General features: G+C 50.1%; 18 protein-coding genes. 2 read left to right on the top strand and 16 right to left on the bottom strand.

Annotated features, from left to right (window positions below; translation table 11 throughout):
• Positions 1 to 483: 483 nt before the first annotated feature.
• The 8 genes from nqrM to K9N75_RS17130 all read right to left on the bottom strand — a co-directional run bounded on the left by nqrM (position 484) and on the right by K9N75_RS17130 (position 7,813).
• On the bottom strand, positions 484 to 711 hold the full coding sequence (gene nqrM / locus K9N75_RS17095) for a (Na+)-NQR maturation NqrM (protein WP_004847648.1): 228 nt from the start codon (positions 709 to 711) through the stop codon (positions 484 to 486).
• 1 nt (position 712) lies between these two features.
• Positions 713 to 1,720, bottom strand: a complete 1,008-nt coding sequence (locus tag K9N75_RS17100; protein WP_224452626.1) for an FAD:protein FMN transferase — start codon at positions 1,718 to 1,720, stop codon at positions 713 to 715.
• A 227-nt stretch (positions 1,721 to 1,947) separates the two neighbouring features.
• On the bottom strand, positions 1,948 to 3,174 hold the full coding sequence (nqrF, locus tag K9N75_RS17105) for an NADH:ubiquinone reductase (Na(+)-transporting) subunit F (protein ID WP_064572977.1): 1,227 nt from the start codon (positions 3,172 to 3,174) through the stop codon (positions 1,948 to 1,950).
• An 18-nt stretch (positions 3,175 to 3,192) separates the two neighbouring features.
• Entirely contained in the window at positions 3,193 to 3,789 is a 597-nt protein-coding gene (nqrE, locus tag K9N75_RS17110; protein WP_004847642.1) for an NADH:ubiquinone reductase (Na(+)-transporting) subunit E, read from the bottom strand.
• Between the two features lie 5 nt (positions 3,790 to 3,794).
• Entirely contained in the window at positions 3,795 to 4,424 is a 630-nt protein-coding gene (locus K9N75_RS17115; RefSeq protein ID WP_008814474.1) for an NADH:ubiquinone reductase (Na(+)-transporting) subunit D, read from the bottom strand.
• Positions 4,417 to 5,235 carry a Na(+)-translocating NADH-quinone reductase subunit C gene (locus K9N75_RS17120; protein WP_048797633.1) on the bottom strand — a complete coding sequence of 273 codons (819 nt, stop codon included), beginning with the start codon at positions 5,233 to 5,235 and terminating at the stop codon, positions 4,417 to 4,419. The genes K9N75_RS17115 and K9N75_RS17120 overlap by 8 nt, the downstream gene beginning before the upstream one ends.
• The gene (locus K9N75_RS17125; protein ID WP_008814476.1) at positions 5,228 to 6,466 is read right to left on the bottom strand and encodes an NADH:ubiquinone reductase (Na(+)-transporting) subunit B; all 1,239 of its coding nucleotides are present in this window, start codon (positions 6,464 to 6,466) and stop codon (positions 5,228 to 5,230) included. The genes K9N75_RS17120 and K9N75_RS17125 overlap by 8 nt, the downstream gene beginning before the upstream one ends.
• Positions 6,467 to 6,469: 3 nt before the next feature.
• Positions 6,470 to 7,813 (bottom strand): Na(+)-translocating NADH-quinone reductase subunit A, encoded by a 1,344-nt coding sequence (locus K9N75_RS17130; protein WP_185922285.1) that lies wholly within the window; start codon positions 7,811 to 7,813, stop codon positions 6,470 to 6,472.
• 475 nt (positions 7,814 to 8,288) lie between these two features.
• On the opposite strand from K9N75_RS17130, the gene dpaA reads away from it, so the two are divergent.
• Entirely contained in the window at positions 8,289 to 9,014 is a 726-nt protein-coding gene (gene dpaA / locus K9N75_RS17135) for a peptidoglycan meso-diaminopimelic acid protein amidase (RefSeq protein ID WP_008814478.1), read from the top strand.
• On the opposite strand, the gene K9N75_RS17140 is transcribed toward dpaA, so the two are convergent.
• Together K9N75_RS17140 and lpcA are read right to left on the bottom strand one after the other, a co-directional pair.
• Positions 8,985 to 9,752: a class II glutamine amidotransferase gene (locus tag K9N75_RS17140; protein ID WP_008814479.1), complete on the bottom strand. Its 768-nt coding sequence runs from the start codon at positions 9,750 to 9,752 to the stop codon at positions 8,985 to 8,987. The genes dpaA and K9N75_RS17140 overlap by 30 nt on opposite strands.
• 209 nt (positions 9,753 to 9,961) lie before the next feature.
• Entirely contained in the window at positions 9,962 to 10,540 is a 579-nt protein-coding gene (lpcA, locus tag K9N75_RS17145; protein ID WP_008814480.1) for a D-sedoheptulose 7-phosphate isomerase, read from the bottom strand.
• A 317-nt stretch (positions 10,541 to 10,857) separates the two neighbouring features.
• Between lpcA and fadE the strand changes: the two genes are divergently transcribed.
• Positions 10,858 to 13,350, top strand: coding sequence for an acyl-CoA dehydrogenase FadE (gene fadE / locus K9N75_RS17150; RefSeq protein ID WP_224451940.1), 2,493 nt, complete (start codon positions 10,858 to 10,860; stop codon positions 13,348 to 13,350).
• 402 nt (positions 13,351 to 13,752) lie between these two features.
• On the opposite strand, the gene glnB is transcribed toward fadE, so the two are convergent.
• The 6 genes from glnB to purL form a co-directional block, all read right to left on the bottom strand.
• Complete coding sequence (glnB, locus tag K9N75_RS17155) at positions 13,753 to 14,091, bottom strand: nitrogen regulatory protein P-II (RefSeq protein WP_004847623.1); 339 nt, start codon at positions 14,089 to 14,091, stop codon at positions 13,753 to 13,755.
• A gap of 11 nt (positions 14,092 to 14,102) precedes the next feature.
• Positions 14,103 to 15,725: an NAD+ synthase gene (locus K9N75_RS17160; RefSeq protein WP_039189995.1), complete on the bottom strand. Its 1,623-nt coding sequence runs from the start codon at positions 15,723 to 15,725 to the stop codon at positions 14,103 to 14,105.
• A gap of 192 nt (positions 15,726 to 15,917) precedes the next feature.
• On the bottom strand, positions 15,918 to 17,258 hold the full coding sequence (gene glrR, locus K9N75_RS17165) for a two-component system response regulator GlrR (protein WP_004094641.1): 1,341 nt from the start codon (positions 17,256 to 17,258) through the stop codon (positions 15,918 to 15,920).
• 13 nt (positions 17,259 to 17,271) lie between these two features.
• Positions 17,272 to 18,093 (bottom strand): two-component system QseEF-associated lipoprotein QseG, encoded by an 822-nt coding sequence (gene qseG / locus K9N75_RS17170; protein ID WP_052238114.1) that lies wholly within the window; start codon positions 18,091 to 18,093, stop codon positions 17,272 to 17,274.
• A gap of 3 nt (positions 18,094 to 18,096) precedes the next feature.
• On the bottom strand, positions 18,097 to 19,533 hold the full coding sequence (locus K9N75_RS17175) for a sensor histidine kinase (RefSeq protein ID WP_008814484.1): 1,437 nt from the start codon (positions 19,531 to 19,533) through the stop codon (positions 18,097 to 18,099).
• Between the two features lie 1,427 nt (positions 19,534 to 20,960).
• The gene (purL, locus tag K9N75_RS17180; RefSeq protein ID WP_224452627.1) at positions 20,961 to 24,851 is read right to left on the bottom strand and encodes a phosphoribosylformylglycinamidine synthase; all 3,891 of its coding nucleotides are present in this window, start codon (positions 24,849 to 24,851) and stop codon (positions 20,961 to 20,963) included.
• Between the last annotated feature and the right edge of the window lie 254 nt (positions 24,852 to 25,105).

Consider the following 25,105-nt stretch of genomic DNA (forward strand, 5'->3'; position numbering starts at 1 on the left):
CCGTCACGACATCCCTGTCGTGCCGGCTCTATCTACCAAGACTTAAACTAAACCCAAAGAAGGTTTTGACTTTATCTTTTGGTTTTGACGTTGACCTTTTCCGGCACATTACCGGACAGCCGAGTGAATCATGAAGGTTAGGATTCGCCGATTGATATCGGCGAAAGAACGACGGAGGCATGGACAAATTTGCTTGGAGCAAATTTGAACAACGCTTGCGTTGGCCCCGAAGGGGTGAGGCGCATGGATGCGCCGAATACTCGCGATTGTCGTTCGTTCCGTCAAGACCGGAATGATAAAACGAGGGCACCCGCGTAGCGGGCTGGTAGGGGGTGCCAAGCCCGGATGCAAGGCGGCGGCGATTGAGCCGCCTTGCTCGGACGCCAGCACAAGGCTAATGTGATATTCGATGCTTTAGGCGTACGAAAAATTACACCGCCCTATTTTCATTCGTTCCGTTAAAACCGAAATGATAGTTCCCCATCACAAAATCCTATGCTTCTCCAACATCTCGCGCCGAGCTTCTTCACGCGCCATCCGTTTTTTGCGTGCATCACAAGGTTCTGGGCAGTCACATACTTTTTCAAGCCCAAGGCTAGCGATACCACCGCAGCTGCCGTGGATACTTTTGCGTTTGATGATATAGCCGATGGACATCGCGGCTATCACCACTAAAAACATCACAAAGGTTGCGATAAATACCGTTGCCATATCATTTACCTTTGGTTGATTGCACCAGATAAGGTTTGAAGGCCTCTGAATAGCGATCTTCAAAACCGTTTTCAGTCTTAACAATCATAAACACCGGAATTCCCAGCAAGTTTGCCAGCGCCATACCGCGCTCGGGTCCCATCACATCCAATCCGGTTGATAGACCATCAGCGGCCATACAGCTTGGTGCCAGTACGGTAATCGACACCAGATGATGCGTTACCGGACGCCCTGTTTTGGGGTCAATTTCATGAGAAAAACGCTGACCGTTCTTCTCAAAGTAGTTGCGATAATCTCCAGAAGTCGCAATCGCCATCTCCCCCGGCTGAATGATCACCTGCGCACTTTGCTGTAGACCCGCCTGCGGCTTTTCAATAGCAATACGCCACGGAGCACCATCTCCGTTAAGGCCTCGGGTACGTACTTCACCACCGATATCAACCATGTAATTAGTGATATGCAATGAGGCCAAATACTCAGCGGCTACGTCAACACCATAACCTTTGGCAATAGACGAAAGATCCAGATAAAGCTGTGGAATATCCTTCACCAAAGCGTCACCTTGAACAGCCAAGTGTTCGATACCAATCCAGCTACGGCGTTGATTGATCTCCTCATCGCTCGGCACGCGGTCAGGACGACCTTCCGGTCCGAATCCCCACAGATTCACCAAGGGCCCCACCGTGATATCTAACGCACCATCCGTCATCTTATTGATACGAATGGCTTCCGATACCACTTTCGCCGTCGCCGCCGAAACTGGGAATGGCTTATTCACATCCGTACTTTGATTAAAACGGCTTAGCTCCGAGTTAGAACGATAGGTCGACATCTGGTCGTTAACCAATTCCAAACGCTTATCTAGCTCAGCCTTAATCTCTTCAGGTGCAGGCATTCCCGATTCACTGACATATTTGATGGAGTAATACGTCCCCATCGTTTTACCTTCAATGTTGACCTGCTCCGGCCCACATCCTGTCAGTAAAAAAGCCAAACCGCAGAAAACCATCCACCGCGTTTTCTTAATAAAAAACGCGGTCGCCCGCGCAGTATTATTTATCATCATGTTCAACCAGTTTTTGGCTATGTCACAAAAAGCTCATCAAAAATAGATAGCCAATGGATGTCAAGATGCAGGAAGGCGGCAACGGAACGAATCCCCAGACGCTTACAAAAGTAAGTGACTGGGGTTAACTCGCGCAGCCAACACCGCCACTGCTTCAAGGACGATGGCTATCAGCCGCCGAAGTCATCAAGCATGATATTCTCGTCTTCTACCCCGAGATCTTTCAGCATCTTGATCACAGCAGCATTCATCATCGGTGGTCCACACATGTAGAACTCACAATCTTCTGGTGCTGGGTGAGCACGCAGATAGTTTTCAAGCAATACATTATGAATAAAGCCAGTGTAACCCGTCCAGTTATCTTCAGGCTGAGGATCGGACAATGCGATATTCCACGTGAAGTTTGGATTCTCTGCCGCAAGCTTATTGAAGTCTTCGACGTAGAACATTTCACGCGTTGAACGTGCACCGTACCAGAAACTCATCTTACGCTTAGTGTGCAAACGCTTGAGCTGATCGAAGATGTGCGAACGCATTGGTGCCATACCAGCACCACCGCCGATAAAGATCATCTCGGCATCGGTTTCTTTCGCAAAGAACTCACCGAATGGCCCAGAAATCGTTACTTTATCACCCGGCTTCAACGACCAGATATAGGAGGACATGATCCCCGGAGGCGCATCAGGCACGCCCGGAGGCGGCGTAGCAATACGCACGTTCAGCATGATCAGACCTTTCTCATCTGGGTAGTTCGCCATAGAGTAGGCTCGGATAGTCGGCTCAGTAACCTTGGATTCAAAGCGGAACAGATTGAACTTGTCCCAGTCGCCTCGGTACTCCTCTGGTACATCAAAATCAGCGTAGCGCACGTGGTGCGGTTCGCATTCGATTTGGATATACCCACCCGCACGGAATGGCACTGCTTCACCCTCAGGGATACGTAACTTTAGCTCTTTAATGAAAGTTGCGACGTTATCGTTGGAGATAACTTCACACTCCCACTTTTTCACGCCAAAGATCTCTTCCGGCAATTCGATTTTCAGATCCTGCTTCACGCTAACCTGACAGGCTAAACGACAGCCCTCTTTCGCCTCACGCTTGGAAATATGCGCCAACTCTGTGGGAAGAATATCGCCGCCACCTTCTTTAACGTGTACACGGCACTGGCCACATGAACCACCGCCACCACAGGCAGAAGAAACAAAAATCCCCTGACTAGACAGCATGTTTAACAATTTGTCACCGGCAGGAGCATCAAAGCTCTTTTCCGGATCGTCGTTCACTTCGACATGAATATCGCCGGTATTCACCAGCTTAGATTTGGCGAACAAGATCAGGACGGTCAGTGCCACCACGATCAGGGTGAACATCGCCACACCCAGAATAATTTCTTGCATAGGTTCCTTCCTGTCCTGTCAGAGATGTACGCCGGAGAAGGACATAAAGCCCAATGCCATCAGGCCGGTGGTCACAAATGTGATACCTAGCCCACGTAGCCCTGCGGGCACATTGGCATATTTCATTTTTTCGCGCAGACCCGCCATAGCCACAATGGCTAGCAGCCATCCGATCCCTGAACCAAAACCATATACCACGGACTCAGCGAAGTTGTAATCACGCTGAACCATGAATGATACCCCACCAAAAATGGCGCAGTTTACGGTAATTAACGGCAGGAAAATGCCCAGCGCGTTATACAGAGATGGGAAGAAACGATCGAGGATCATTTCCAGAATCTGCACCAAGGCCGCAATGACGCCAATGAAGGTGATAAAACTCAGGAAGCTTAAATCAACGCCCTCAACCAGCGCACTATCGCGCAGCACATAGTTATAGACCAGATTGTTGGCAGGAACAGAAATCCCCAAAACAACGGTCACAGCTACGCCCAAACCAAAAGCCGTGGTGACTTTCTTGGAAACGGCCAAAAATGTACACATACCCAAAAAGAAGGCTAATGCCATGTTTTCAATGAAAACCGAGCGAACAAATAGGCTGATATAATGTTCCATCTGCCTTACTCCTTCTCAATCTGTTCAGGCTTCAACGTACGCAGAGCCCAAATCAGCATACCGATAATAAAGAACGCACTCGGTGCCAGCAGGAACAGACCGTTCGGTTGATACCAACCGCCGTTTTGCACGCTTTCCAGCACGGTGATACCAAACAGCTTGCCTGAACCAAACAGTTCACGCAGGAAACCGACCAGAATCAGAATGACGCCATAGCCCAAACCGTTGCCGATACCGTCCATAAAACTTTCAATCGGCGGTGACTTCATGGCATAAGCTTCAGCACGCCCCATCACGATACAGTTGGTAATGATCAAACCAACAAACACCGAAAGTTGCTTCGAGATTTCATAGGCATAAGCACGCAAAATCTGGTCAACAACAATAACGAGCGAGGCAATAATCGCCATCTGCACAATAATGCGCACGCTGTTCGGGATCTGATGACGGATTAATGAAATAAAGAAGTTGGAGAACGCAGTAACCAGCGTTACGGCAATGGTCATCACGAATGCCGTTTCAAGCTTGGTCGTCACCGCCAACGCGGAACACACGCCCAGAATCTGCAAGGCAATCGGGTTGTTGTCGAGCAACGGCCCCAACAAAACTTTTTTAATCTCTTTAGTATCAGCCATGATTCAATGCTCCTTCACGAACGCGTTTCAGGAATGGCCCATAACCATTGTCACCCATCCAGAAATCAAAGGTATGCTGTACACCGTTCGCGGTCAGCGTCGCCCCCGACAGCCCGTCAACGCCGTGTGGATCCAGTGGATTTGCACCACCTTTCACGATACGTATAGCCGGTTTACCCCCGTCGTCAAACAGTTGCTTACCTACCCATTTCTCACGCCATGACGGATTTTCGATTTCTCCCCCCAGCCCCGGAGTTTCACCGTGCTCATAGAAGGTCAAACCTTTCACCGTATTGCCATCGGTGTCGATAGCCACAAAGGCGTACATCACCGACCACAGACCAGTTCCATATATCGGCAGCACAACCTGACCAATTTTGCCCTGTGCATCTTTTACCAAATACACTTCGACAATATTGCTACGGTGTTTGATACCCGCCAAATCCTGTTCAGGCGTCAATGCCGTACTCGCATTAGGATCTTTCAGCGCTTTGCTCATATCAAACGAGTTCGGCTCGCCTGCCGTAAACTCGCCGCTTTTCAGGTCAAGCAAACGTGGCTCAATACGCTCACCAAACAGCGTTTTAACCTGCTCGGCATCAAGCTTATCGCCATGCATCAACCCAGCAACCGCCAGAATGTTGCGTTGTTTATCCAGTTGCTTTTGCTCTTCCTGCATCGGCTTCAAGCCAACCGCTGAGCCAGCAACAATCACTGAACACACCAGACACAAAATCACGACCACCAGCAGCGTTCTGCCGATGCTATCGTTTTTGCCCGCGCTCGTTTTATTCACAGAATCCTTAGCCACGTGCTTTTCTCCTTTTGATGTTGGCGCGCACCACCATGTAATCGAACAATGGAGCAAACAGGTTTGCGAACAGGATCGCCAACATCATGCCTTCTGGGTAAGCAGGGTTAACCACGCGAACCAGAACGCACATCACACCAATCAACCCGCCGTACCACCATTTACCCTTATTGGTAAAGGAAGCCGATACCGGATCGGTTGCCATAAAGATCATACCGAAAGCGAAACCACCCAAGACTAAATGCCAGTACCACGGCATCGCAAACATTGGGTTAGTATCAGAACCGATAAAGTTAAACAGCGCAGACATCGCTATCATGCCAAGCATGACGCCCGCTACAATGCGCCATGACGCAACGCGGCCAAACATAATAATCAGGCCACCGATCAGAATCATCAGCGTGGAAACTTCACCAATAGAACCTGGAATGTTACCAATGAAGGCATCCATCCAAGTCACATGCTGACCGGTAATCGTGTTCAGTAAACCGCTCTGACCACCCGCGCTCCACTGAGATAACGGCGTTGCCCCCGAATAGCCATCGGCTGCGTTCCATACCAAATCGCCAGAGATCTGCGCCGGATAGGCAAAGAACAGGAACGCACGGCCAGCCAATGCCGGGTTCAAGAAGTTACGCCCCGTACCGCCGAAAATCTCTTTGGCAATCACTACGCCGAATGAAATACCCAGCGCGGCCTGCCACAGTGGTAACGTTGGCGGCACAATCAAAGCAAACAGAATCGACGTGACGAAGAAACCTTCGTTGATTTCATGTTTGCGGATGATGGAAAACAGCACTTCCCAGAAACCGCCGACTAAGAACACGACGGCATAAATCGGCAGGAAATAGACTGCACCCAGCGTCATCATGCTAGCCCAACCAGCATTAGCCTGTAGGCTGGCACCCAACATTTCAGCTAACCAATAATGCCAATCTGAAGCAATCACCTGAGCCAGTTTTTCGCCCTGATACAGATGGTTCAACGCGCCGATAGTTTCGTGACCGACGTTGTACATTCCCCAAAACATCGTTGGGAATACCGCCAGCCAAACCAAAATCATCATGCGCTTTAAGTCGATCGCATCACGAACGTGCGACGCACCGTGCGTCACTTTGCCCGGCGTGTACATCAGCGTGGCAGCCGCTTCATAGAGCGGATAGTATTTTTGCAGCTTGCCACCCGGTTCGAAGTGGTGCTCCATGTTCTCGATAAAACTCTTCAGGCCCATGAATTATCCTTCCTGCTCAATGGTCGTCAGCACGTCGCGCAGCACTGGGCCATATTCATATTTGCCCGGGCACACAAAAGTACAGAGCGCGAGATCTTCCTCATCCAGCTCTAAGCATCCTAGAGCTTGAGCACTTTCACAGTCGCCAGACAGCAGATCGCGCAGCAGCATGGTGGGTAAGATATCCAACGGCATAACGCGCTCATAGTTGCCAATTGGCACCATGGCACGCTCACCACCGTTCATATCGGTGGAAAAAGCAAACAGTTTGCGTTTGAAGAAATGCCCCAGCGTGGTGCGGGTGATCGAGAATTTATTCGCGCCAGGCATCATCCAGCCTAGTAGCTCTTTCTCACGCCCTTCTTTCACTACGGAGATTTGATTATGGAAGCGGCCTAGGAAAGCTTTGGTGCCAATCGCCTGCGTCCCACTCAATACGGAGCCACTGATAATGCGATTATCCCCCTGCTTTAGACGCCCAACCGTCATTTCGTCGGTGCTCGCGCCTAATCGGGTTCGCAGCAACACTGGTTTTTCTACCTGAGGGCCGCCCAAGGCGATAACGCGGTCGGTATACAATTCACCGGTGGTGAAAAGCCTACCGACGGCAATAACGTCCTGATAGCCAATATGCCAGACGGTTTTCGTCAGACTAACGGGCTCTAAGAAATGAATGTGAGTCCCTACCAACCCTGCCGGATGCGGGCCACTAAATTCGTTGTAGGTAACATTCGGAGCCGTTTTGTTTTGTAGCCCTGCGCCTGCCTGCTGGCATACATAAACCTTTCCTTCGGTCAAACGGCTTAGCACGGTCAGCCCATGCTCGAAGTCAGCCATGTTTTCACGCAGGATCAGCAAAGGATCAGCAGCCAATGGCTGAGTATCCATTACGCTCACGAAAATAGCGGCGGTGTCAGAACCCAGCTTTGGGGCATGGCTAAAAGGACGCGTACGCAGCGCGGTCCATAGACCCGATGCCACAAGATTGCTTTCGACCTGAGCTCGCGTCAAATCCGCCAGTTCGGCAGCATCATAGTGGGGAAATGTCACCTGCTCATCACCGTCGACGGCAATGACGACGGACTCCAGAACACGTTTTTCACCGCGATTGATCGCGATGACCTGTCCTGCAGCTGGAGCAGTAAACAATACGCCAGGATTCTTTTTATCTTCAAAAAGCACCTGACCTTTTTTAACTTGATCACCCTCTTGCACGACCATTGAAGGTCGCATGCCAACATAGTCGCCACCCAAAATGGCAACGCGACCGATGGCTGGGCCCTGTTCAATGACCGGGGCGGGTGCACCCTCGATAGGCAAATTAAGCCCTTTTTTAATTTTAATCATTTGGTTGCACTATATATATCGTCATGACATTAATGATGTGAACCCTGCAGGCGTTCCTGTATGCGCTATTTTCGTTAAGAAAAAAGAACATCGTTGCATGCAGATAAGAGATTGCTCATCGCTATCGGCGAATATTAACCCGAGGTATTACAGGGATTAAAAGCGATGTTACCGATAACCGCGCGATTTTACCATTTTACACCGCGAACATCAGCAGCATTGCCGTGACCTGCATCAAGCAAATTAGACATAGCGAGAAACCATTCATTTTTATCAGATGAACACCTCGGTTTTTATATGGCTATCAAGCAATGGTTATGATGCTTAATTTTAACTACACAAAGATTTCATCAGAAACGACTCAAAAAACACTCACTCCCGTTGCTCACTCTGGATTAAACTGGCGCTGTTTTGGGAGCTGTCAACAGACTTAATCTGAAGATCTTCTATCTATAGTTTATTTGCAGGGTTATAAATGGGCAAAATCATCGCCTTGTTGGCCGTATTTTTTGTACTGCCACTGACGTCATGTAGTTCGTCTGCCAGTGAGCAGGCGCAAAATACACCACTGGTCAAACAGCAGCTATTGGGTTCTCCGGTTTATATTCAGATATTCAAAGAAGAAAGAAAGCTCGAACTTTTTGCCAAAGTTCAAGACAAATATCAACTGGTGCAAAGCTTCAATATCTGTAAGTTTTCAGGTGGCTTAGGGCCGAAGCGTACCGAAGGGGATTTCAAAAGCCCTGAAGGTTTCTATCAGGTTGATGCGCGTCATTTGAAACCAAACAGTAAATTTTACCAAGCCATTAATATTGGATATCCGAATGCCTACGATCAGGCGCACGGTTATTCAGGCAAATATTTGATGATTCACGGTGACTGCGTTTCGATTGGTTGTTATGCGATGACTAACGAAGGTATCTCGCAAATTTATACCTATGTGCAAAGTGCATTTCGTAATGGACAAACGTTGGTCAATATCAATATTTATCCGTTCCGTATGACCGAGCAAAATATGCAGCGCCATCGCAACTCTGATTATTTACCGTTCTGGAAACAGCTGCAGCCTGGCTATGCTTATTTCAATGAGCACCACCAGCCCCCTATGGTGAATGTCGTTAATGGTCAGTATGTGGTGAATCGCCCATCAGCGCTGGATGGGCAATCTCCGTCACAGCTGGCGTTCACCCAAACAAAATAAGGCATACTCCCCTGACCCAATGCGGCTCCAGTTTTCATTGCTGGTTAGGGGTTGAGTAGCAATCACGGTAACGACGTCATTCGGCGTCGTTTGTGATTGGAAATCAATTTCCACATCCTCATCTAATAGCGTTGCCTTACCGAAAGGTGCCCGACGCGTTATCCAATATAAATTCGTCGAGCAATAGGCCATCACAAAACGCCCATCAGACAGCAGCATATTAAACACGCCTTTTGCGCGTAATTCATCGGCGCATTGAGCAATAAAGCGGAATACCGCAGGCCAGTTACCCGGCGTTCTTGGATATCGGGTCGCCATTTTATTCAGCAGCCAACAAAATGCATATTCGCTATCGGTTTGACCAACTGGGCGGAAATATCCCGTTTCTAGATTTTTGTATCCGGTCAGTTGGCCATTATGTGCAAACGTCCAATTTCGCCCCCATAGTTCACGAGTAAAGGGGTGAGTATTTTCGAGTGCAACGGTACCGCGATTAGCCTGCCGAATATGAGAAATCACCGCGCAGGATTTTATTGGATACTCTTGCACCAAGCGGGCAATAGGTGAATTGAAACTAGGATGCGGATCTTTAAATGTACGGCAGCCGTTACCTTCATAAAAGGTTATACCCCATCCATCTTTATGTGGCCCGGTGCGCCCACCACGCTGTACCAAACCGGTAAAGCTGAAGCAGATGTCCGTCGGCACATTGGCACTCATACCGAGTAGTTCACACATAGCTACCTCCTGTTCCAACGTCGACGGTTATACATCGGGCACCGTCTGCCTTCTTTATGTTGCCGCTGAAAAGGGCGTCGCTCGCCAGTTACGGTAAGTGAAAGAATTGAGCGCACGCCCCAACGCCAGCGCGCGTCCTGTCGCGCTGGCCCATACGATCAAGACATAAACGCTAATTTATGCCTCGCTCAAAAGGCAAGCAAAATAGCTTATTTCACCATCTCTTTTTCAATCAACTGGATCAGGATATGTATCGCTTTAATGTGAATTTCCTGAATGCGGTCTGCATAGCCAAAGTGCGGTACACGGATTTCAACATCGGCGCTACCCGCCATTTTCCCGCCGTCTTTACCGGTCAGGGTAATCACTTTCATGCCTTTAGCGCGCGCGGCTTCAATCGCCTTAATGATGTTGCCAGAATTGCCTGAAGTTGAAATGCCCAACAGCACATCGCCTTCACGGCCAACAGCTTCAACGTAGCGAGAGAATACGTACTCATAACCAAAGTCATTGCTCACGCAGGACAAATGGCTTGGATCAGAAATCGCAATTGCCGCATAGCCAGGGCGATTCTCACGGTAACGGCCAGTCAACTCTTCTGCAAAATGCATAGCATCGCAATGTGACCCCCCATTGCCGCAGGACAGCACTTTGCCACCCGCTTTGAATGAATCAGCCAACAGAACCGCAGCGCGCTGAATAGCATCAATGTTAGCGTCATCGCCGATAAAATTTTGCAGCGTTGTCGCTGCTTCGTTCAGTTCACTACGAATGAGATCGTGGTACATAGCAGCCTCTTTATTACATAGAAAATGGCATTCGACATATTGTAAGAAGTGTAACGGATAGCACCCACCCCGAGAAGTACCGCAACGCGCGTTTTCACCGATCCTAGACTTTCTTTTTCGCTCATCATCGCTCATAGGCGGCGTTATTTAGCTTGAAATGCGGTTTAAGGGTGAAATTGTGAGCTGCGTTGTAATTAATATGTAAACACATTGCTAAATAAAATTAACTCAACTACAACCTATATTATCTACAACAGGTCAGACCTCCTACTACTTGGTCCTCCTAACTCGACCTCTGAACGCGCAGGAGCATTAACATGATGGTTCTTAGTCTTGTGGTTTTTTTGATAGCGATTGGCGTGCTGTTCTATCACCAAGTTAATCTCTATCTAAGCAGCGCTATTTTGCTGGCATACACCGCAGCCATGGCTGCAATTGGTCTCTGGTCGTTCTGGGCACTGGTTCCGGTTGCCGTGGTCTTATTACCACTGGTACTGGTTTCGGTACGACGTTCACTGATCTCTACACCAGCCTTAAAAGCATTCCAAAAAGTCATGCCGCCAATGTCTCGCACCGAGAGAGAAGCTATCGATGCAGGAACGACATGGTGGGAAGGCGATATTTTCCGTGGGACGCCAGACTGGAAAAAACTGCATGATTATCCGCAGCCTAAGCTAACGGAAGAAGAACAAGCATTTCTGGATGGCCCAGTGGAAGAAGCTTGCCGCATGGCAAATGATTTCCAGATCACTCATGAACTGGCTGACTTGCCGCCTGAACTGTGGGCCTATCTAAAAGAACATCGCTTCTTCGCCATGATTATCAAAAAACAGTATGGCGGTCTGGAGTTCTCTGCCTACGCTCAGTCGCGTGTACTGCAAAAACTGTCTGGTGTATCAGGTATTTTGGCTATCACCGTGGGTGTTCCTAACTCCCTTGGCCCCGGCGAACTGTTGCAACATTACGGTACCGAAGCGCAAAAAGATCACTATTTACCGCGCTTAGCGCGTGGTGAAGAGATCCCTTGTTTCGCGCTAACCAGCCCTGAAGCGGGTTCCGACGCTGGCGCAATTCCCGACGTAGGGATCGTGTGCATGGGCGAATGGCAAGGCAAGCAAACTCTGGGCATGCGCCTGACATGGAACAAGCGTTACATCACTCTCGCTCCGATTGCGACCGTGCTTGGCTTAGCCTTCAAGCTTTCTGACCCTGAGCGTTTACTCGGTGGTGAAGAACACTTAGGTATTACCTGTGCGCTTATTCCAACCGATACCGATGGCGTAGAAATTGGTGCTCGTCACTTCCCTCTGAACGTACCGTTCCAAAACGGCCCGACGCGTGGCCAAGATGTTTTCGTTCCTATCGATTTCATTATCGGTGGACAAACCATGGCCGGCCAAGGCTGGCGTATGCTGGTCGAATGCTTGTCGGTTGGGCGAGGTATCACATTGCCGTCTAACGCGACCGGCAGCCTGAAAAGCGTCGCACTGGCCATTGGTGCATATGCCAACATCCGTCGCCAATTCAAAATCTCGATCGGTAAAATGGAAGGGATTGAAGAACCATTAGCGCGCATTGCGGGTAACGCTTACGTCATGGATGCCGCTGCAACCTTAGTGACCTATGGCATCATGCAAGGTGAGAAACCTGCGGTGCTGTCAGCGATTATTAAATATCACTGTACCCATAGGGGGCAGCGTTCAATCATTGATGCAATGGATATCGCCGGTGGTAAAGGCATTATGCTCGGTGAATCAAACTTTGTGGCACGTGCTTACCAAGGTGCTCCGATCGCCATCACCGTTGAAGGCGCCAATATTCTGACGCGCAGCATGATGATCTTCGGTCAGGGCGCAATCCGTTGCCATCCTTATGTACTGGATGAAATGGCTGCCGCGCAGGACAACAGCGTTCCGCGCTTTGATAAGTTGCTGTTTAGCCACTTAGGTCATGTTGGTAGCCATAAAGTACGTAGCTTCTGGCTGGGTCTGACCGATGGCCGCACCAGCGCCACGCCAACCAAAGATGCAACACGCCGCTACTATCAACAGATTAACCGCATGAGCTCTAACCTAGCGCTGTTATCTGATGTATCCATGGGCGTACTGGGGGGGGCACTGAAACGCCGTGAACGTATCTCAGCACGATTGGGGGATTTGCTCAGCCAGCTGTTCTTAGCCACTGCGGTTCTGAAACGTTACGAAGATGAAGGCCGCAACGAAGCGGACCTGCCGCTGGTGCATTGGGGTGTTCAGGATGCGTTGCATCAGGCTGAACAGGCCATCGATGACCTGCTGCGCAACTTCCCGAACGGCTTTGTGGCTGGCGTCATGCGCGCTGTGATTTTCCCACTCGGCCGCGCTCATACCGCCCCATCTGATTATCTGGATCATAAAGTGGCGAAAATCCTTCAGGTTCCATCCGCCACACGTAGCCGCATTGGTCGTGGAATGTATCTCACGCCAAGCGAATACAACCCACATGGTTTGATCGAAGCCGCGCTGGCAGACGTGATTGCCGCAGACCCAATCCATCAGCGCATCTGTAAAGCGCTGGGTAAAAACCTGCCGTTCACCCGCTTGGATCAGTTGGCAAAGGCAGCGCTGGATAAAGGGCTGATCAACGCTGAAGAGCAGGCAATCCTAGTGAAAGCAGAGGAAAGCCGCCTGCGTACCATCAACGTCGATGAATTCGAGCCTGAAGCGCTAGCTGCAGCCGTCGTACCAGAAAAAGAACCGGTAGAAGCCACGCATACGGAGAAAAACCTGCCGGAAAAGCAGAATGGCCTACGGAAAAACGAGGCCGCTTAATCTGAACTATCATGAAAATAGCGGGTCGTATGGCAATCAGTCACATAAAACCCGCTATTAATTTCTAGATAGCGAGCTATTAAGCTTTAGTTAGCTAACTATCAAAAAATTATAGCTATAAGCGAAGATACACGCGCAAGGAAAGCACGTCATGGGCATGATAATCATCCCCGGTTTTATTTTATTTTGTTTCCTCTTGATACTGGCTGCAGTGTTGATGGCAAAACTATCCAAAGCCACAACGCCGGACAAGAAACTAATTCTAAGTTTAGGGTTAGTGCTAGTGTTAAGTGTAGCTAGCTACATTGGTTGGATAGGATATCAATTATTCACCTTAGGTCACTAAGACAAAAAAAGCCCAGATTCTCATCTGGGCTTTTTGATGTTCAGTACTGACGCGATTTAGATCGCTTCCTCATCCTGCTCACCGGTACGAATACGCACTACGCGCGCAACGTCGAAGACAAAGATTTTTCCATCGCCAATTTTGCCAGTTTGAGCGGTCTGCATGATGGTTTCTACGCAGGTATCTACGATGTCATCGGCAACGACGATTTCAATTTTTACCTTCGGCAGGAAATCGACCATGTATTCCGCGCCACGATACAGTTCCGTATGACCTTTCTGGCGCCCAAAACCTTTAACTTCGGTGACGGTCATGCCAGTGATCCCCACTTCAGCCAGCGCTTCGCGAACATCATCCAGCTTGAATGGCTTAATAATTGCGTCAATCTTCTTCATTGCTAATCCCTTTACCAGTTTTTGCGGCCAAAGCCAGATGTAATCGGATAGCGACGATCTTTGCCAAAGTTGCGCGCGGTAATTCGCGGCCCAACTGCAGCCTGACGGCGCTTATATTCATTAATATCAACCAAACGAATAACCTTTCGCACCACCGCCTCGTCAAAGCCTGCGGCAACCAAATCAGCTACCGACTTGTCTTGCTCAACGTAACCTTCCAGAATTGCATCCAGAATGTCATACGGCGGTAAGCTATCCTGATCGAGCTGATCGGGAGCCAGTTCTGCTGATGGTGGACGATCAATAACGCGCTGCGGGATCACATAGGATACCGTATTACGATATTCAGATAGCTTGAATACTAGCGTTTTTGGCACGTCTTTCAACACATCAAAACCACCGGCCATATCACCGTAAAGCGTGGCGTAGCCTACGGCCATTTCACTCTTATTACCGGTAGTTAGAACCAAACGGCGGCGTTTATTCGACAGTGCCATCAGCACTACGCCACGGCAACGCGCCTGTAAATTCTCTTCGGTGGTATCGCGCTCAGTTCCAGCGAACATCGGTGCAAGCTGGCCCATAAAGGCATCAAACATCGGTTCGATGGAGACAATATCAAACTCGACACCCAGAATTTCAGCTTCTTCTTTCGCATCAGCAATGCTGATATCCGCGGTGTAACGGAATGGCATCATCATCGCTTGAACTTTATCTTTACCCAGCGCATCTACTGCAATCGCCAGCGTCAACGCCGAATCGATACCGCCAGATAGGCCGAGCACCGCGCCTTGGAAGCCATTTTTCGTGACATAATCACGCACGGCTAGCACCAACGCTTCATAAACCTGTGCCAGTTCGGGCAGGCTAGCGGCCGGTGCAACCATCGGTTCCACCTGCATATCATGCAAATTGAATAAGGCAGTTTGTTCAGCGAAGGCTGCTAAGCGGTGCGTCATATTACCGGACGCATCAAAGCCTTTAGAACAACCATCAAAAATGAGTTCGTCCTGCCCCCCTACCTGATTCAGATACACCAGAGGTAATCCAGTGCGTTGGCAGTGGCTTGTCAGCAAGGTTTTGCGGATATAGGGTTTTTCACGGTTGTACGGAGAGGCATTGATCGACAACAACACTTCAGCGCCCGCCGCCGCAACCGCATCAACGGGGCCATCGAACCACAGATCTTCACAAATCAGCAGGCCTAAACGATAGCCTTTGAGCTCAACCACACAGCTCTCATGACCCGCTGAGAAATAGCGTTTCTCATCGAATACGCCATAGTTTGGCAGTTGCTGTTTGAAATAACGCGCAACCAACTGTCCCTCAGAGAACAGAGATAGCGCATTATATAAATGCTCTCCTTCACGCCACGGATGACCAACTAAAACCGCGATATCTGTCGATGCCTGCTGCAAACGATCCAACTGCGCCTGACAACGCAGATAAAAATCATCACGGTACAGCAAATCTTCAGGTGGATAGCCCGAAAGCGCCAATTCAGAAAACATCACCAAATCGGCACCCGCTTTGCGCTGCTCGCACAAAGTATTCAGCATACGTTCGGTGTTACCTTCGATATCACCCACCAGCCAGTTGAGCTGGGCTAACGCAATAGAAAGAGATCGACTCATAATTACTCACTTCCTTCGTATTCGAAGCGGCGACCTTGTCGCCACTCCAACTACTTTGGATATAAAAAAGAGGCTGGTTTAATGCGCCAAGTGTAAAACATTCTCATCACTTTGTTTAGCGCCCTAAACGACCAAAAGCACTCGAATTCCCCAGCGTAATTTGACCAGCGGCACCAAGTACGCAGGGGATCCCTATTCTTTGAAATCAGCCGCATCTAACTCATGCCGCGCCAGCAGCTTATAAAACTCGGTACGGTTACGACCAGCCAAACGTGCGGCATTGGTGACGTTGCCTTTCGTTATTTGCAGGAGTTTGCGCAAATAGTTAAGTTCAAAGTGGTTACGCGCCTCAGCAAACGTTGGCAATACCGTATTTTCGCCTTCCAGCGCCTGCTCAACTAAGGCTTCGCTGATCACTGGAGCGCTGGTTAACGCAACGCATTGTTCGATAACGTTAACTAATTGACGCACATTTCCCGGCCAGCTCGCGGCCATTAAGCGGCGCATGGCATCAGTAGAAAAACTACGTACGAAAGGTTTATGGCGTTGAGCCGATTCGCGCAGCAGATGGTTGGCGAGCAGAGGAATGTCCTCAGCGCGCTCGTTCAGCGCCGGAATCTTCAGACTCACCACATTTAGGCGATAGAACAGATCCTCGCGGAACTCCCCTTTTGCCATCGCTTTTGGCAAATCGCGATGCGTGGCGGAAATAATACGCACGTTGATATCGATATCGCGGTTGCTGCCTAACGGGCGCACCTTGCGTTCTTGCAGCACGCGCAACAGTTTTACCTGTAGCGCCAGCGGCATATCACCGATTTCATCCAGAAACAGTGTGCCACCCTCTGCTGCTTGGAATAGCCCTTCTCGGCTACTCACGGCACCGGTAAAAGCGCCTTTAGCATGACCAAACAGCTCAGATTCCAGTAACTGTTCTGGCAATGCGCCGCAGTTGATTGCAATAAACGCTTTTCCTGCCCGTGGGCTAGCGGCATGAATCGCTTGCGCGAGCACTTCTTTACCCGTACCGCTTTGCCCGTTAATCAGCACGCTCACATCTGATTGAGCCACCATATTCGCCTGTTCCAGCAGACGCAACATGGTTGGGCTACGCGTGACGATACCTTCGCGCCAAGTGTCATCACCCGCAGCGGGCATCGACTGAGCTAAGGCCTCATCAATCGCTTTATAAAGGGCATCACGATCAACCGGCTTGGTTAAGAAACCAAATACACCTTGTTGAGTTGCCGCAACCGCATCAGGAATCGAGCCATGAGCGGTAAGAATAATCACCGGCATACCGGGCTGACGCTTTTGGATTTCAGCAAACAGCGCCATCCCATCCATTTCATCCATCCGCAGGTCGCTGATGACTAAATCAATCTGTTCACGCCCTAACACACGTAATGCGTCATGCCCGCTTTCTGCCGTAGTAACACGGAATCCTTCACTACTCAGGCGCATCCCCAGTAGCTTTAGCAAGCTGGGATCATCATCCACTAACAGTAAATTAGCTGGTTTACGTTGTGTCATTCAGTGTGGCTCCTTAGTGGGCGTCCGTGTTAGCAGGTTCTGAAGCTGGCTTGCCACTGGCCTCTGCCGGAGCTTTACTCTCAGATTTCCCTGTGTCGTCAGAGCTATCTTCTTTCACCGACGGATCGGACATCTCTCCCGACATCTGCTTGCGTGAAGAGAGCTGACGTTCGATATCTGTCAGGTTTTCTAGCTTACGAGTGGTGTCATCAAGTTGGTACTGCAATCGCCCCTGCGTTTCTCGTAGCGCATCTAGCTGCGAATCCGTACTGGCTTGTAACTTTTGATAACGCGCTTTTTCATCGAGAATATTGATCATCAGCATCTGTTTTTCGCGCCACAGCTGTATCAACGGACGCACAGAAGCAGGGAACTCGGAACGATAACCGTTCAAGCGATCGATAATCTGTCGACGCTCGGCGGCTGTTGGCTCTGCGCTGCCAACCAGAACGCTTTGTTTAAACACACGCTGCCAATTTTCACTGCCCAACGAGCGAGCCTGCAACCGCGCCTCTTGCCCGCTCAGGCGATCGGCACAGTCCATCGCGCGCAGCCAATAAAGCCCATTCTCAACGGCTTCTTTGTCATCATTAAACCAGAGGGTCTCGCAAGAAGCCGTTTGATAATCCACCACTTTACTGTCAGGAATAATCGCCTGTACAGCATGAGAAACCGGGTTACCGGTGCCCGTTTTAGCGCACCCTGTTAGCAAAAATGGAACCAACAACATAGCGCCCAATGCGGAAAATGGACGCAAAACAGACGCCATACGGCGAAGGCCGTCAGCGTCAATCAGATGTTCGTTGAATAGGGCGCGAACAGACCACTTATTCATTAGTTATGAGATCTCTGCGGTTAATGGTAATTCAATGCGAAAACAGACGTCAGCGCCGTCTACGGTCACCAGATGTAAATCACCCTGCATTCGGCGGATACAATCTCGGGCAATGCTTAGCCCCAAGCCGCTCCCTTTTACAGCGCCTTTACGTTGAAGACTTCCCTGATAAAAAGGTTCAAAAATCATGGCCTGCTCAGCCGACGGGATGCCAGCACCGGTGTTAGCCACATCTATCTGTATTTTATCACCAGCCAAACGACTGCGGATCCAGATGGTACCGGATTCCGCCCCATAGTGCACCGCATTGGAATAGAGATTATCAATAACGCGTTCTAATAGCGTAGGTTCTGCCCAGCAAAGGTCAACGTTTAGCTCAGTAAGTGTACGGATAGATTTGGCTCGTGCAGGCAAACTGTGGGCCGACACCACCAGCCCGACCATCTCGCCCAGATTAACATTTTCTTTCTCCATCGGGGCATCTGCCAGCTTGCGGTTGTAATCCAATAGCTGTTCGATGAGCTGCTGCAAATGACGACTGCTGGAGTCCAAAATGCCGACCACTTCCTTTTGATCCTGCGTGAGCGGGCCTGCGACCTCATCGGCTAAAAGCTCCGTTCCTTCTCGCATGCTGGCAAGCGGCGTTTTCAATTCGTGAGAGATGTGACGTAAGAACTCATGACGCTGCGACTCTAACCAAGAAAGGCGTTCACTCAACCAAACAATGCGCTGTGCCAACGATCTGATTTCACGCGGACCACGAAACGCCACCATATTGCCAACGTTTTTGCCCTCGCCTAGACGATTAATCATGCGCTCGACCCCCTTCACAGGGCCGATAATCATGCGAGTAAACAGAAATACCAACAGCACACTCACTAAAAACAGCACCAGTGCCTGCCAACCAAAGAACTGTCCACGCTCGGCAATAGCCTGCTGTAGCTGTTGTCCGCGCGTGAAAATAACGTCTCGCGTCGCCTGAACCATTTGGCCATTTGCCACTGAAAAACCAGCCAATAAAGCCGATGCCTGAGTCACAGGCGCATTATTCTGACACTGAAAAGTCGCCAGTTGGTCAATCAAACCGTTTAACTTTTGGTAATAACGTGGGTCTGGCAACACAGACGCCTGACGCTCCAGCATTTGAGAGTATTGCCCGCGCTGTTTTTGATACAGCTTAGAAAGTGATTCATCGCCTAGCACACAGAACTGCCGGTAGCTACGTTCCATTTCCACCGCAAGGCTCGCCATCGCTTCGCTGCGACGCGCATCGGAAAGCGTGGTGCGGTTGATATCGGCCGCCTGAGAGCTCAAATTATTAAGGCCTTGGTAGGCTTGATAAGCCAGCACCAATAAAGGCAGCAATACCAGCAGAAATGCCAGCAAGACTAGCTGACGTAGCGAACGAGGAAATAAACGCCATCTCTTCAAGGAAATCATCTCATTACCTAAAGGTTTACCCAGATGCTAACTGAGTCAGGCAGGGGGAGCAATTCTTCAATGCATACTCGGCATTCGGGGCGATACGTAGCCGAGCAAAACATCGCGTGACTAGGATTAACGAGCGCGGCCAACGCACATGCAGCGTAATAACTGACGGGAATAAAACAAAAACCCGAAGGCAGATAACTGTCTTCGGGTTCCGTTGGCTGAATGATATCGCTAGTGCAATTCTCGTCTTCAGTGTGATGAGGTAAACCGTCATCGGCGCCGTACAACGGCAAATAAGACGAATGTCATTCATTTTATGTCCCAAATTGATGAACCAATCATCACAGTCGGACATTGAATAGGTGGCGCCTCACTCAACGTGTCGTCCGGAGTTTGATAAAGCGCGTAAGCGACTGTTATCGGATAGTTGGACGGTAGGCACCTTACTTTGGCGTCATTCGATGGCTTATGTAGCCTGACTCGCTATTGCGGTCGCTGACATAAAAGAGTGAATGAGCAACTGTGTTATGCAATGCACGTACCGTGCCAACTTCATAAGACTCATTCTAACAATATAAAATATAAGTATTTTTAAATAAAAATACATTTATATAGGCAATCAATATAGGCGTTATCCTTGGTTCAGCTATATATTTTGCTCTTTTTTTCACCTAGCCGTCGCTAAAAGTAGACACTATGGGTATCGCTTATCACTGCCGTTAAAAATCAATAGGTTAAATGTCTCCTTTTGGAGACACCCATAGTGGGGTGATGTTGTTGTTTTGCGACATAGGGGAATTGCTTGGTTGGCTGACTGTCGTTGATGGGACTACTGTGAAATTTTTCGTTCGCCGATCAGCAAACGCATTTCCATGAGCCCACTGGCGAAGGCGACCGAGATGCCATCTCCGCTCCGGTTTGGAACGTCAATATCCTATGGGATTGTGGTGTAATGTTTCGTTCGCCTGTCAGCAAACGCGTTTCCATGAGCCCACAGGTGAAGGCGACCGATGAGAGCCCCATTGCGCGGGGGCTCTCAACTCGCGCGCTTTTATCCGAGATGCCATCTCCGCTTCGGTTTGGTATCGCCCATCCAGGGCGCCCCAAACTCCGCCGGTACATCCCTGTACCAGCGGCTCTCTCTACCAAGACTTAAGCTTTTAAAAAACAAACCAATATTGTTTTGTCTTTTCGTGTTAGATGAAATGCATGATAGAACCGCCATCAGGGAAGATGGCGGTAGGTCGAGGGCGTACAGGATGTGCGCTCTGAGACCGGTCGGCCAAACGACGCGGTAAAAAAGCGCGAGAGTCGAGAGGTTGCGCGCTGGCAACCGCTCGTCGGACACCTACGCCAGCAGTTTCATGGAAACACAGATGCTGACGGGCGGACGAAAACTTTCACCGTTGATGCATAAATTCAGATGCCCTAGATGATCACCCCAACTGCTTACGTGCATTACGGAACATACGCATCCACGGGCTATCTTCGCCCCACTCGGCTGGGTGCCAAGAGTTGCTAACCGTGCGGAACACGCGTTCTGGGTGTGGCATCATCACAGTCGCACGACCATTGGCGCTAGTAACAGCGGTGATGCCGTTCACTGAGCCATTTGGGTTCGCCGGATAAGACTCGGTGACTTTACCGAAGTTATCAACAAAGCGTAGCGCTACCAGATTATGATGCTCCAGCGCAGCCAGATGCGCATCATCGCGAACTTCTACATGGCCTTCACCGTGCGAAACCGCAATCGGCATACGAGAACCTTCCATTCCTTGGAACAACAATGATGGACTCGCAGTGACTTCCACCAAGCTGAAACGCGCTTCGAAACGTTCTGACGTATTGCGTACAAAACGAGGCCAATGTTCGGCACCGGGAATCAACTCACGCAAATTGGACATCATCTGACAGCCGTTACACACGCCCAAAGCCAAGGTTTGTGGACGATGGAAGAACGATTCAAACTGATCGCGTGCACGTTCATTGAACAGAATGGATTTCGCCCAACCTTCACCGGCACCTAAAACATCACCGTATGAGAAGCCGCCACAAGCTACTAGCGAATGGAATTCATCTAGCGTGATACGCCCTGCCAGAATATCGCTCATGTGTACGTCCACGGCATCAAAACCGGCACGATGGAAAGCAGCTGCCATCTCCACATGAGAGTTCACACCCTGCTCGCGTAACACCGCCAATTTCGGGCGGCTGCCTGTTGCAATATAAGGTGCGGCAATATCTTCCTGAGGATTGAAAGTCAGTTTGACGTTCAAGCCAGGATCGGATTCCACCTGTTTGGCCTGATGTTCCTGATCGGCGCATTCCGGATTATCACGCAGGCGTTGCATCTGCCACGTCGTCTCGGCCCACCACAGACGCAGCGTTGAACGCTGCTCGTGGTACACCTCTTTGCCATGCGACTGAATCGCAAAGCGATCGCCGCTTGAGGCATAACCAATTTCATGCGCGATATCAGCAATTCCCTGCTCGGTCAGAACGGCTTTTACTGCTGCGAGATCCGTGTTACGAACCTGAATAACGGCGCCTAACTCTTCGTTGAACAACGCAGCAAGGTGATCCTGCCCCAGCTTGCTGATATCAATATCCAGCGCACAGTGCCCAGCAAACGCCATTTCCGCCAACGTGACCAATAGACCACCGTCAGAACGGTCGTGATAAGCCAAAAGTTTACCTTCAGCCACCAGCGTCTGCATGGCATTGAAGAAACCAGCCAGCTTCTGCGTGTTACGCACATCTGCGGGCTTATCTCCCAACTGACGATAGACCTGTGCTAGCGCCGTCGCACCTAACGCATTATTCCCCTCGCCCAAGTCGATGAGCAGCAGCGTATTTTCGCCCTGATCAACATGCAACTGTGGTGTCACCGTATGGCGCACGTCTTCGACGCGGGCAAACGCGGTGATCACCAGCGACAACGGTGATGTCATCTCGCGTGGTTGGTTACCTTCCTGCCAGCGCGTTTTCATCGACATGGAATCTTTGCCTACGGGGATAGTGAGCCCCAGCGCTGGGCACAGTTCTTCGCCCACGGCTTTGACTGCTTCATATAAACCCGCATCCTCGCCTGGATGACCGGCTGCAGACATCCAGTTAGCCGAAAGCTTAACGCGTTTAAGCTCACCGATCTGAGTACAGGCAAGGTTAGTTAGCGCTTCGCCTACGGCCAAACGTGCCGAGGCAGCGAAATCAAGCAAAGCAACCGGAGCACGTTCCCCTAAAGACATCGCCTCACCATAGTAGCTGTCGAGGCTTGCGGTCGTTACCGCACAGTCGGCTACTGGGATCTGCCACGGGCCGACCATCTGATCGCGAGCAACCATACCCGTTACGCTACGGTCACCGATGGTAATCAGGAACGTTTTTTCCGCAACGGCAGGTAAATGCATCACACGTTTCACCGCATCAGCAATGCTGATGCTGCCACGGTTTAGCGAATCTCCCAGCGCTTTTAGCGTAGTGACATCACGTGTCATCTTCGGCGTTTTACCCAACAACACGTCCAAAGGCATATCGATAGGTTGATTGTCGAAATGGCGGTCATTCAGCGTTAAATGCAGTTCTTCGGTAGCCTCTCCGATAACGGCATAAGGCGCACGCTCGCGGCGGCAAATCGCATCAAACTGAGCCAGTTTCTCTGGTGCAACGGACATCACATAGCGTTCCTGTGATTCGTTACACCAAACCTCCAGCGGGCTCATTCCCGGCTCATCGTTGAGAATATCGCGCAGTTCAAAACGCCCACCACGCCCCCCATCGCTCACCAACTCAGGCATCGCATTCGATAACCCGCCGGCGCCAACGTCGTGAATAAACTGAATCGGGTTTTCATCACCCAACTGCCAGCAACTATCGATCACTTCCTGACAACGGCGTTCCATCTCTGGGTTGTCACGTTGTACCGATGCAAAATCCAGATCCGCGTCAGACTGGCCTGATGCCATTGAAGAGGCCGCACCACCACCTAAACCAATATTCATCGCAGGCCCGCCAAGCACAATGAGCTTGGCACCCACGGTGATCTCGCCTTTCTGTACGTGTTCCGCGCGAATATTTCCGATACCGCCCGCCAACATAATAGGTTTGTGGTAACCCCGTAGTTCAACGCCGTTATGACTTTTCACCTGTTCTTCATAGGTGCGGAAATAACCCAGCAGCGCTGGACGGCCAAATTCGTTGTTAAACGCTGCCCCACCTAATGGGCCTTCGGTCATAATGCTTAAAGCATTTACAATGCGTTCTGGTTTGCCAAAATCCTGTTCCCACGGCTGTTCAAAGCCAGGAATGCGTAGGTTGGAAACGGAGAAACCGACCAGACCCGCTTTGGGCTTGGAACCGCGGCCCGTTGCGCCCTCATCACGAATTTCGCCACCAGAGCCGGTTGCCGCACCAGGCCACGGAGAGATCGCCGTTGGGTGGTTGTGGGTTTCCACCTTCATCAGGATATGAGCGTCTTCTTGATGGTAGTCATACACACCTGATTCCGGATCGGCAAAGAAGCGCCCCACCGAAGAACCTTCCATCACCGCGGCGTTATCTTTATAAGCCGACAGCACGTAATCTGGCGTCTGCTCATAGGTATTCTTAATCATTTTGAACAGCGATTTTGGCTGCTCCAGCCCATCGATAATCCAATCGGCATTAAAAATCTTGTGGCGGCAGTGCTCAGAGTTCGCCTGAGCAAACATATAAAGCTCAATGTCGTTTGGATTACGCCCCAAGCGAGTGAACGATTCCAAGAGGTAATCGATTTCATCATCGGCCAGCGCCAGCCCTAGGCGTGTATTAGCTTCAACCAGTGCGCTACGGCCTTTTCCCAACATATCGACGCTCTGTACTGGCGCGGGAGATTGGTGGCTAAAGAGTTTCTGAGCGTCCTGCAATTCATGGAATACACGCTCCATCATGCGGTCGTGCAACAGACCCTGCAATTTTTGCCACTGCGCATCGGTAAGTTCAGGTGCATCCACGTAATAGGCAACGCCACGTTCTAAACGGATCACCTGTGGAAGATTACAGTTATGCGCAATGTCAGTTGCTTTAGATGACCACGGGGAAATGGTTCCAGGGCGTGGTGTCACCAACAGCAAACGACCTTTGGGTTCGTGCTCGGCCAAAGAAGGGCCGTATTTTAACAAACGCTGGAGTGTCGCCTTTTCTTCTGCTGAGAGAGGCGCGCTGACGTCAGCAAAGTGCACATATTCAGCATAGATATCGTTGACTGGAAGATTAGCGTCCTGACAAGCAGACAGCAGTTGGGTAACACGAAAAGCCGACAAAGCGGGTGAGCCACGCATGATTTCCATTGGAAATAAGTCCGTCATCTAGGTTCTCTCGTCTTCGAGATGGCTGTGAAAGGTCAAATAGCCTTGTCTACAACCGCCTCAGTGGGCGAAACAGGGGGAAAGCGGGAGACATTATAGAGAATCTACACGCCAGACGAAACCGTTTGCGTAGCCTTTATTTCACATAGGGTGTTTCATAGTGAGATAAAATTTATGTGTTTTTTGAGTTGCGCACTGACGCTTTGTTGCGCAAAATGCCGCCTACCTGTTGATTT

The organism is Hafnia paralvei (assembly GCF_020150375.1).
Classification (GTDB): domain Bacteria; phylum Pseudomonadota; class Gammaproteobacteria; order Enterobacterales; family Enterobacteriaceae; genus Hafnia; species Hafnia paralvei.

Coding starts and splice junctions, on each gene's coding strand:
- nqrM (WP_004847648.1), bottom strand. CDS start 711: ATGGCAACGGTATTTATCGCAACCTTTGTGATGTTTTTAGTGGTGATA.
- K9N75_RS17100 (WP_224452626.1), bottom strand. CDS start 1,720: ATGGTTTTCTGCGGTTTGGCTTTTTTACTGACAGGATGTGGGCCGGAG.
- nqrF (WP_064572977.1), bottom strand. CDS start 3,174: ATGCAAGAAATTATTCTGGGTGTGGCGATGTTCACCCTGATCGTGGTG.
- nqrE (WP_004847642.1), bottom strand. CDS start 3,789: ATGGAACATTATATCAGCCTATTTGTTCGCTCGGTTTTCATTGAAAAC.
- K9N75_RS17115 (WP_008814474.1), bottom strand. CDS start 4,424: ATGGCTGATACTAAAGAGATTAAAAAAGTTTTGTTGGGGCCGTTGCTC.
- K9N75_RS17125 (WP_008814476.1), bottom strand. CDS start 6,466: ATGGGCCTGAAGAGTTTTATCGAGAACATGGAGCACCACTTCGAACCG.
- K9N75_RS17130 (WP_185922285.1), bottom strand. CDS start 7,813: ATGATTAAAATTAAAAAAGGGCTTAATTTGCCTATCGAGGGTGCACCC.
- dpaA (WP_008814478.1), top strand. CDS start 8,289: ATGGGCAAAATCATCGCCTTGTTGGCCGTATTTTTTGTACTGCCACTG.
- K9N75_RS17140 (WP_008814479.1), bottom strand. CDS start 9,752: ATGTGTGAACTACTCGGTATGAGTGCCAATGTGCCGACGGACATCTGC.
- lpcA (WP_008814480.1), bottom strand. CDS start 10,540: ATGTACCACGATCTCATTCGTAGTGAACTGAACGAAGCAGCGACAACG.
- fadE (WP_224451940.1), top strand. CDS start 10,858: ATGATGGTTCTTAGTCTTGTGGTTTTTTTGATAGCGATTGGCGTGCTG.
- glnB (WP_004847623.1), bottom strand. CDS start 14,091: ATGAAGAAGATTGACGCAATTATTAAGCCATTCAAGCTGGATGATGTT.
- K9N75_RS17160 (WP_039189995.1), bottom strand. CDS start 15,725: ATGAGTCGATCTCTTTCTATTGCGTTAGCCCAGCTCAACTGGCTGGTG.
- glrR (WP_004094641.1), bottom strand. CDS start 17,258: ATGACACAACGTAAACCAGCTAATTTACTGTTAGTGGATGATGATCCC.
- qseG (WP_052238114.1), bottom strand. CDS start 18,093: ATGAATAAGTGGTCTGTTCGCGCCCTATTCAACGAACATCTGATTGAC.
- K9N75_RS17175 (WP_008814484.1), bottom strand. CDS start 19,533: ATGATTTCCTTGAAGAGATGGCGTTTATTTCCTCGTTCGCTACGTCAG.
- purL (WP_224452627.1), bottom strand. CDS start 24,851: ATGGAAATCATGCGTGGCTCACCCGCTTTGTCGGCTTTTCGTGTTACC.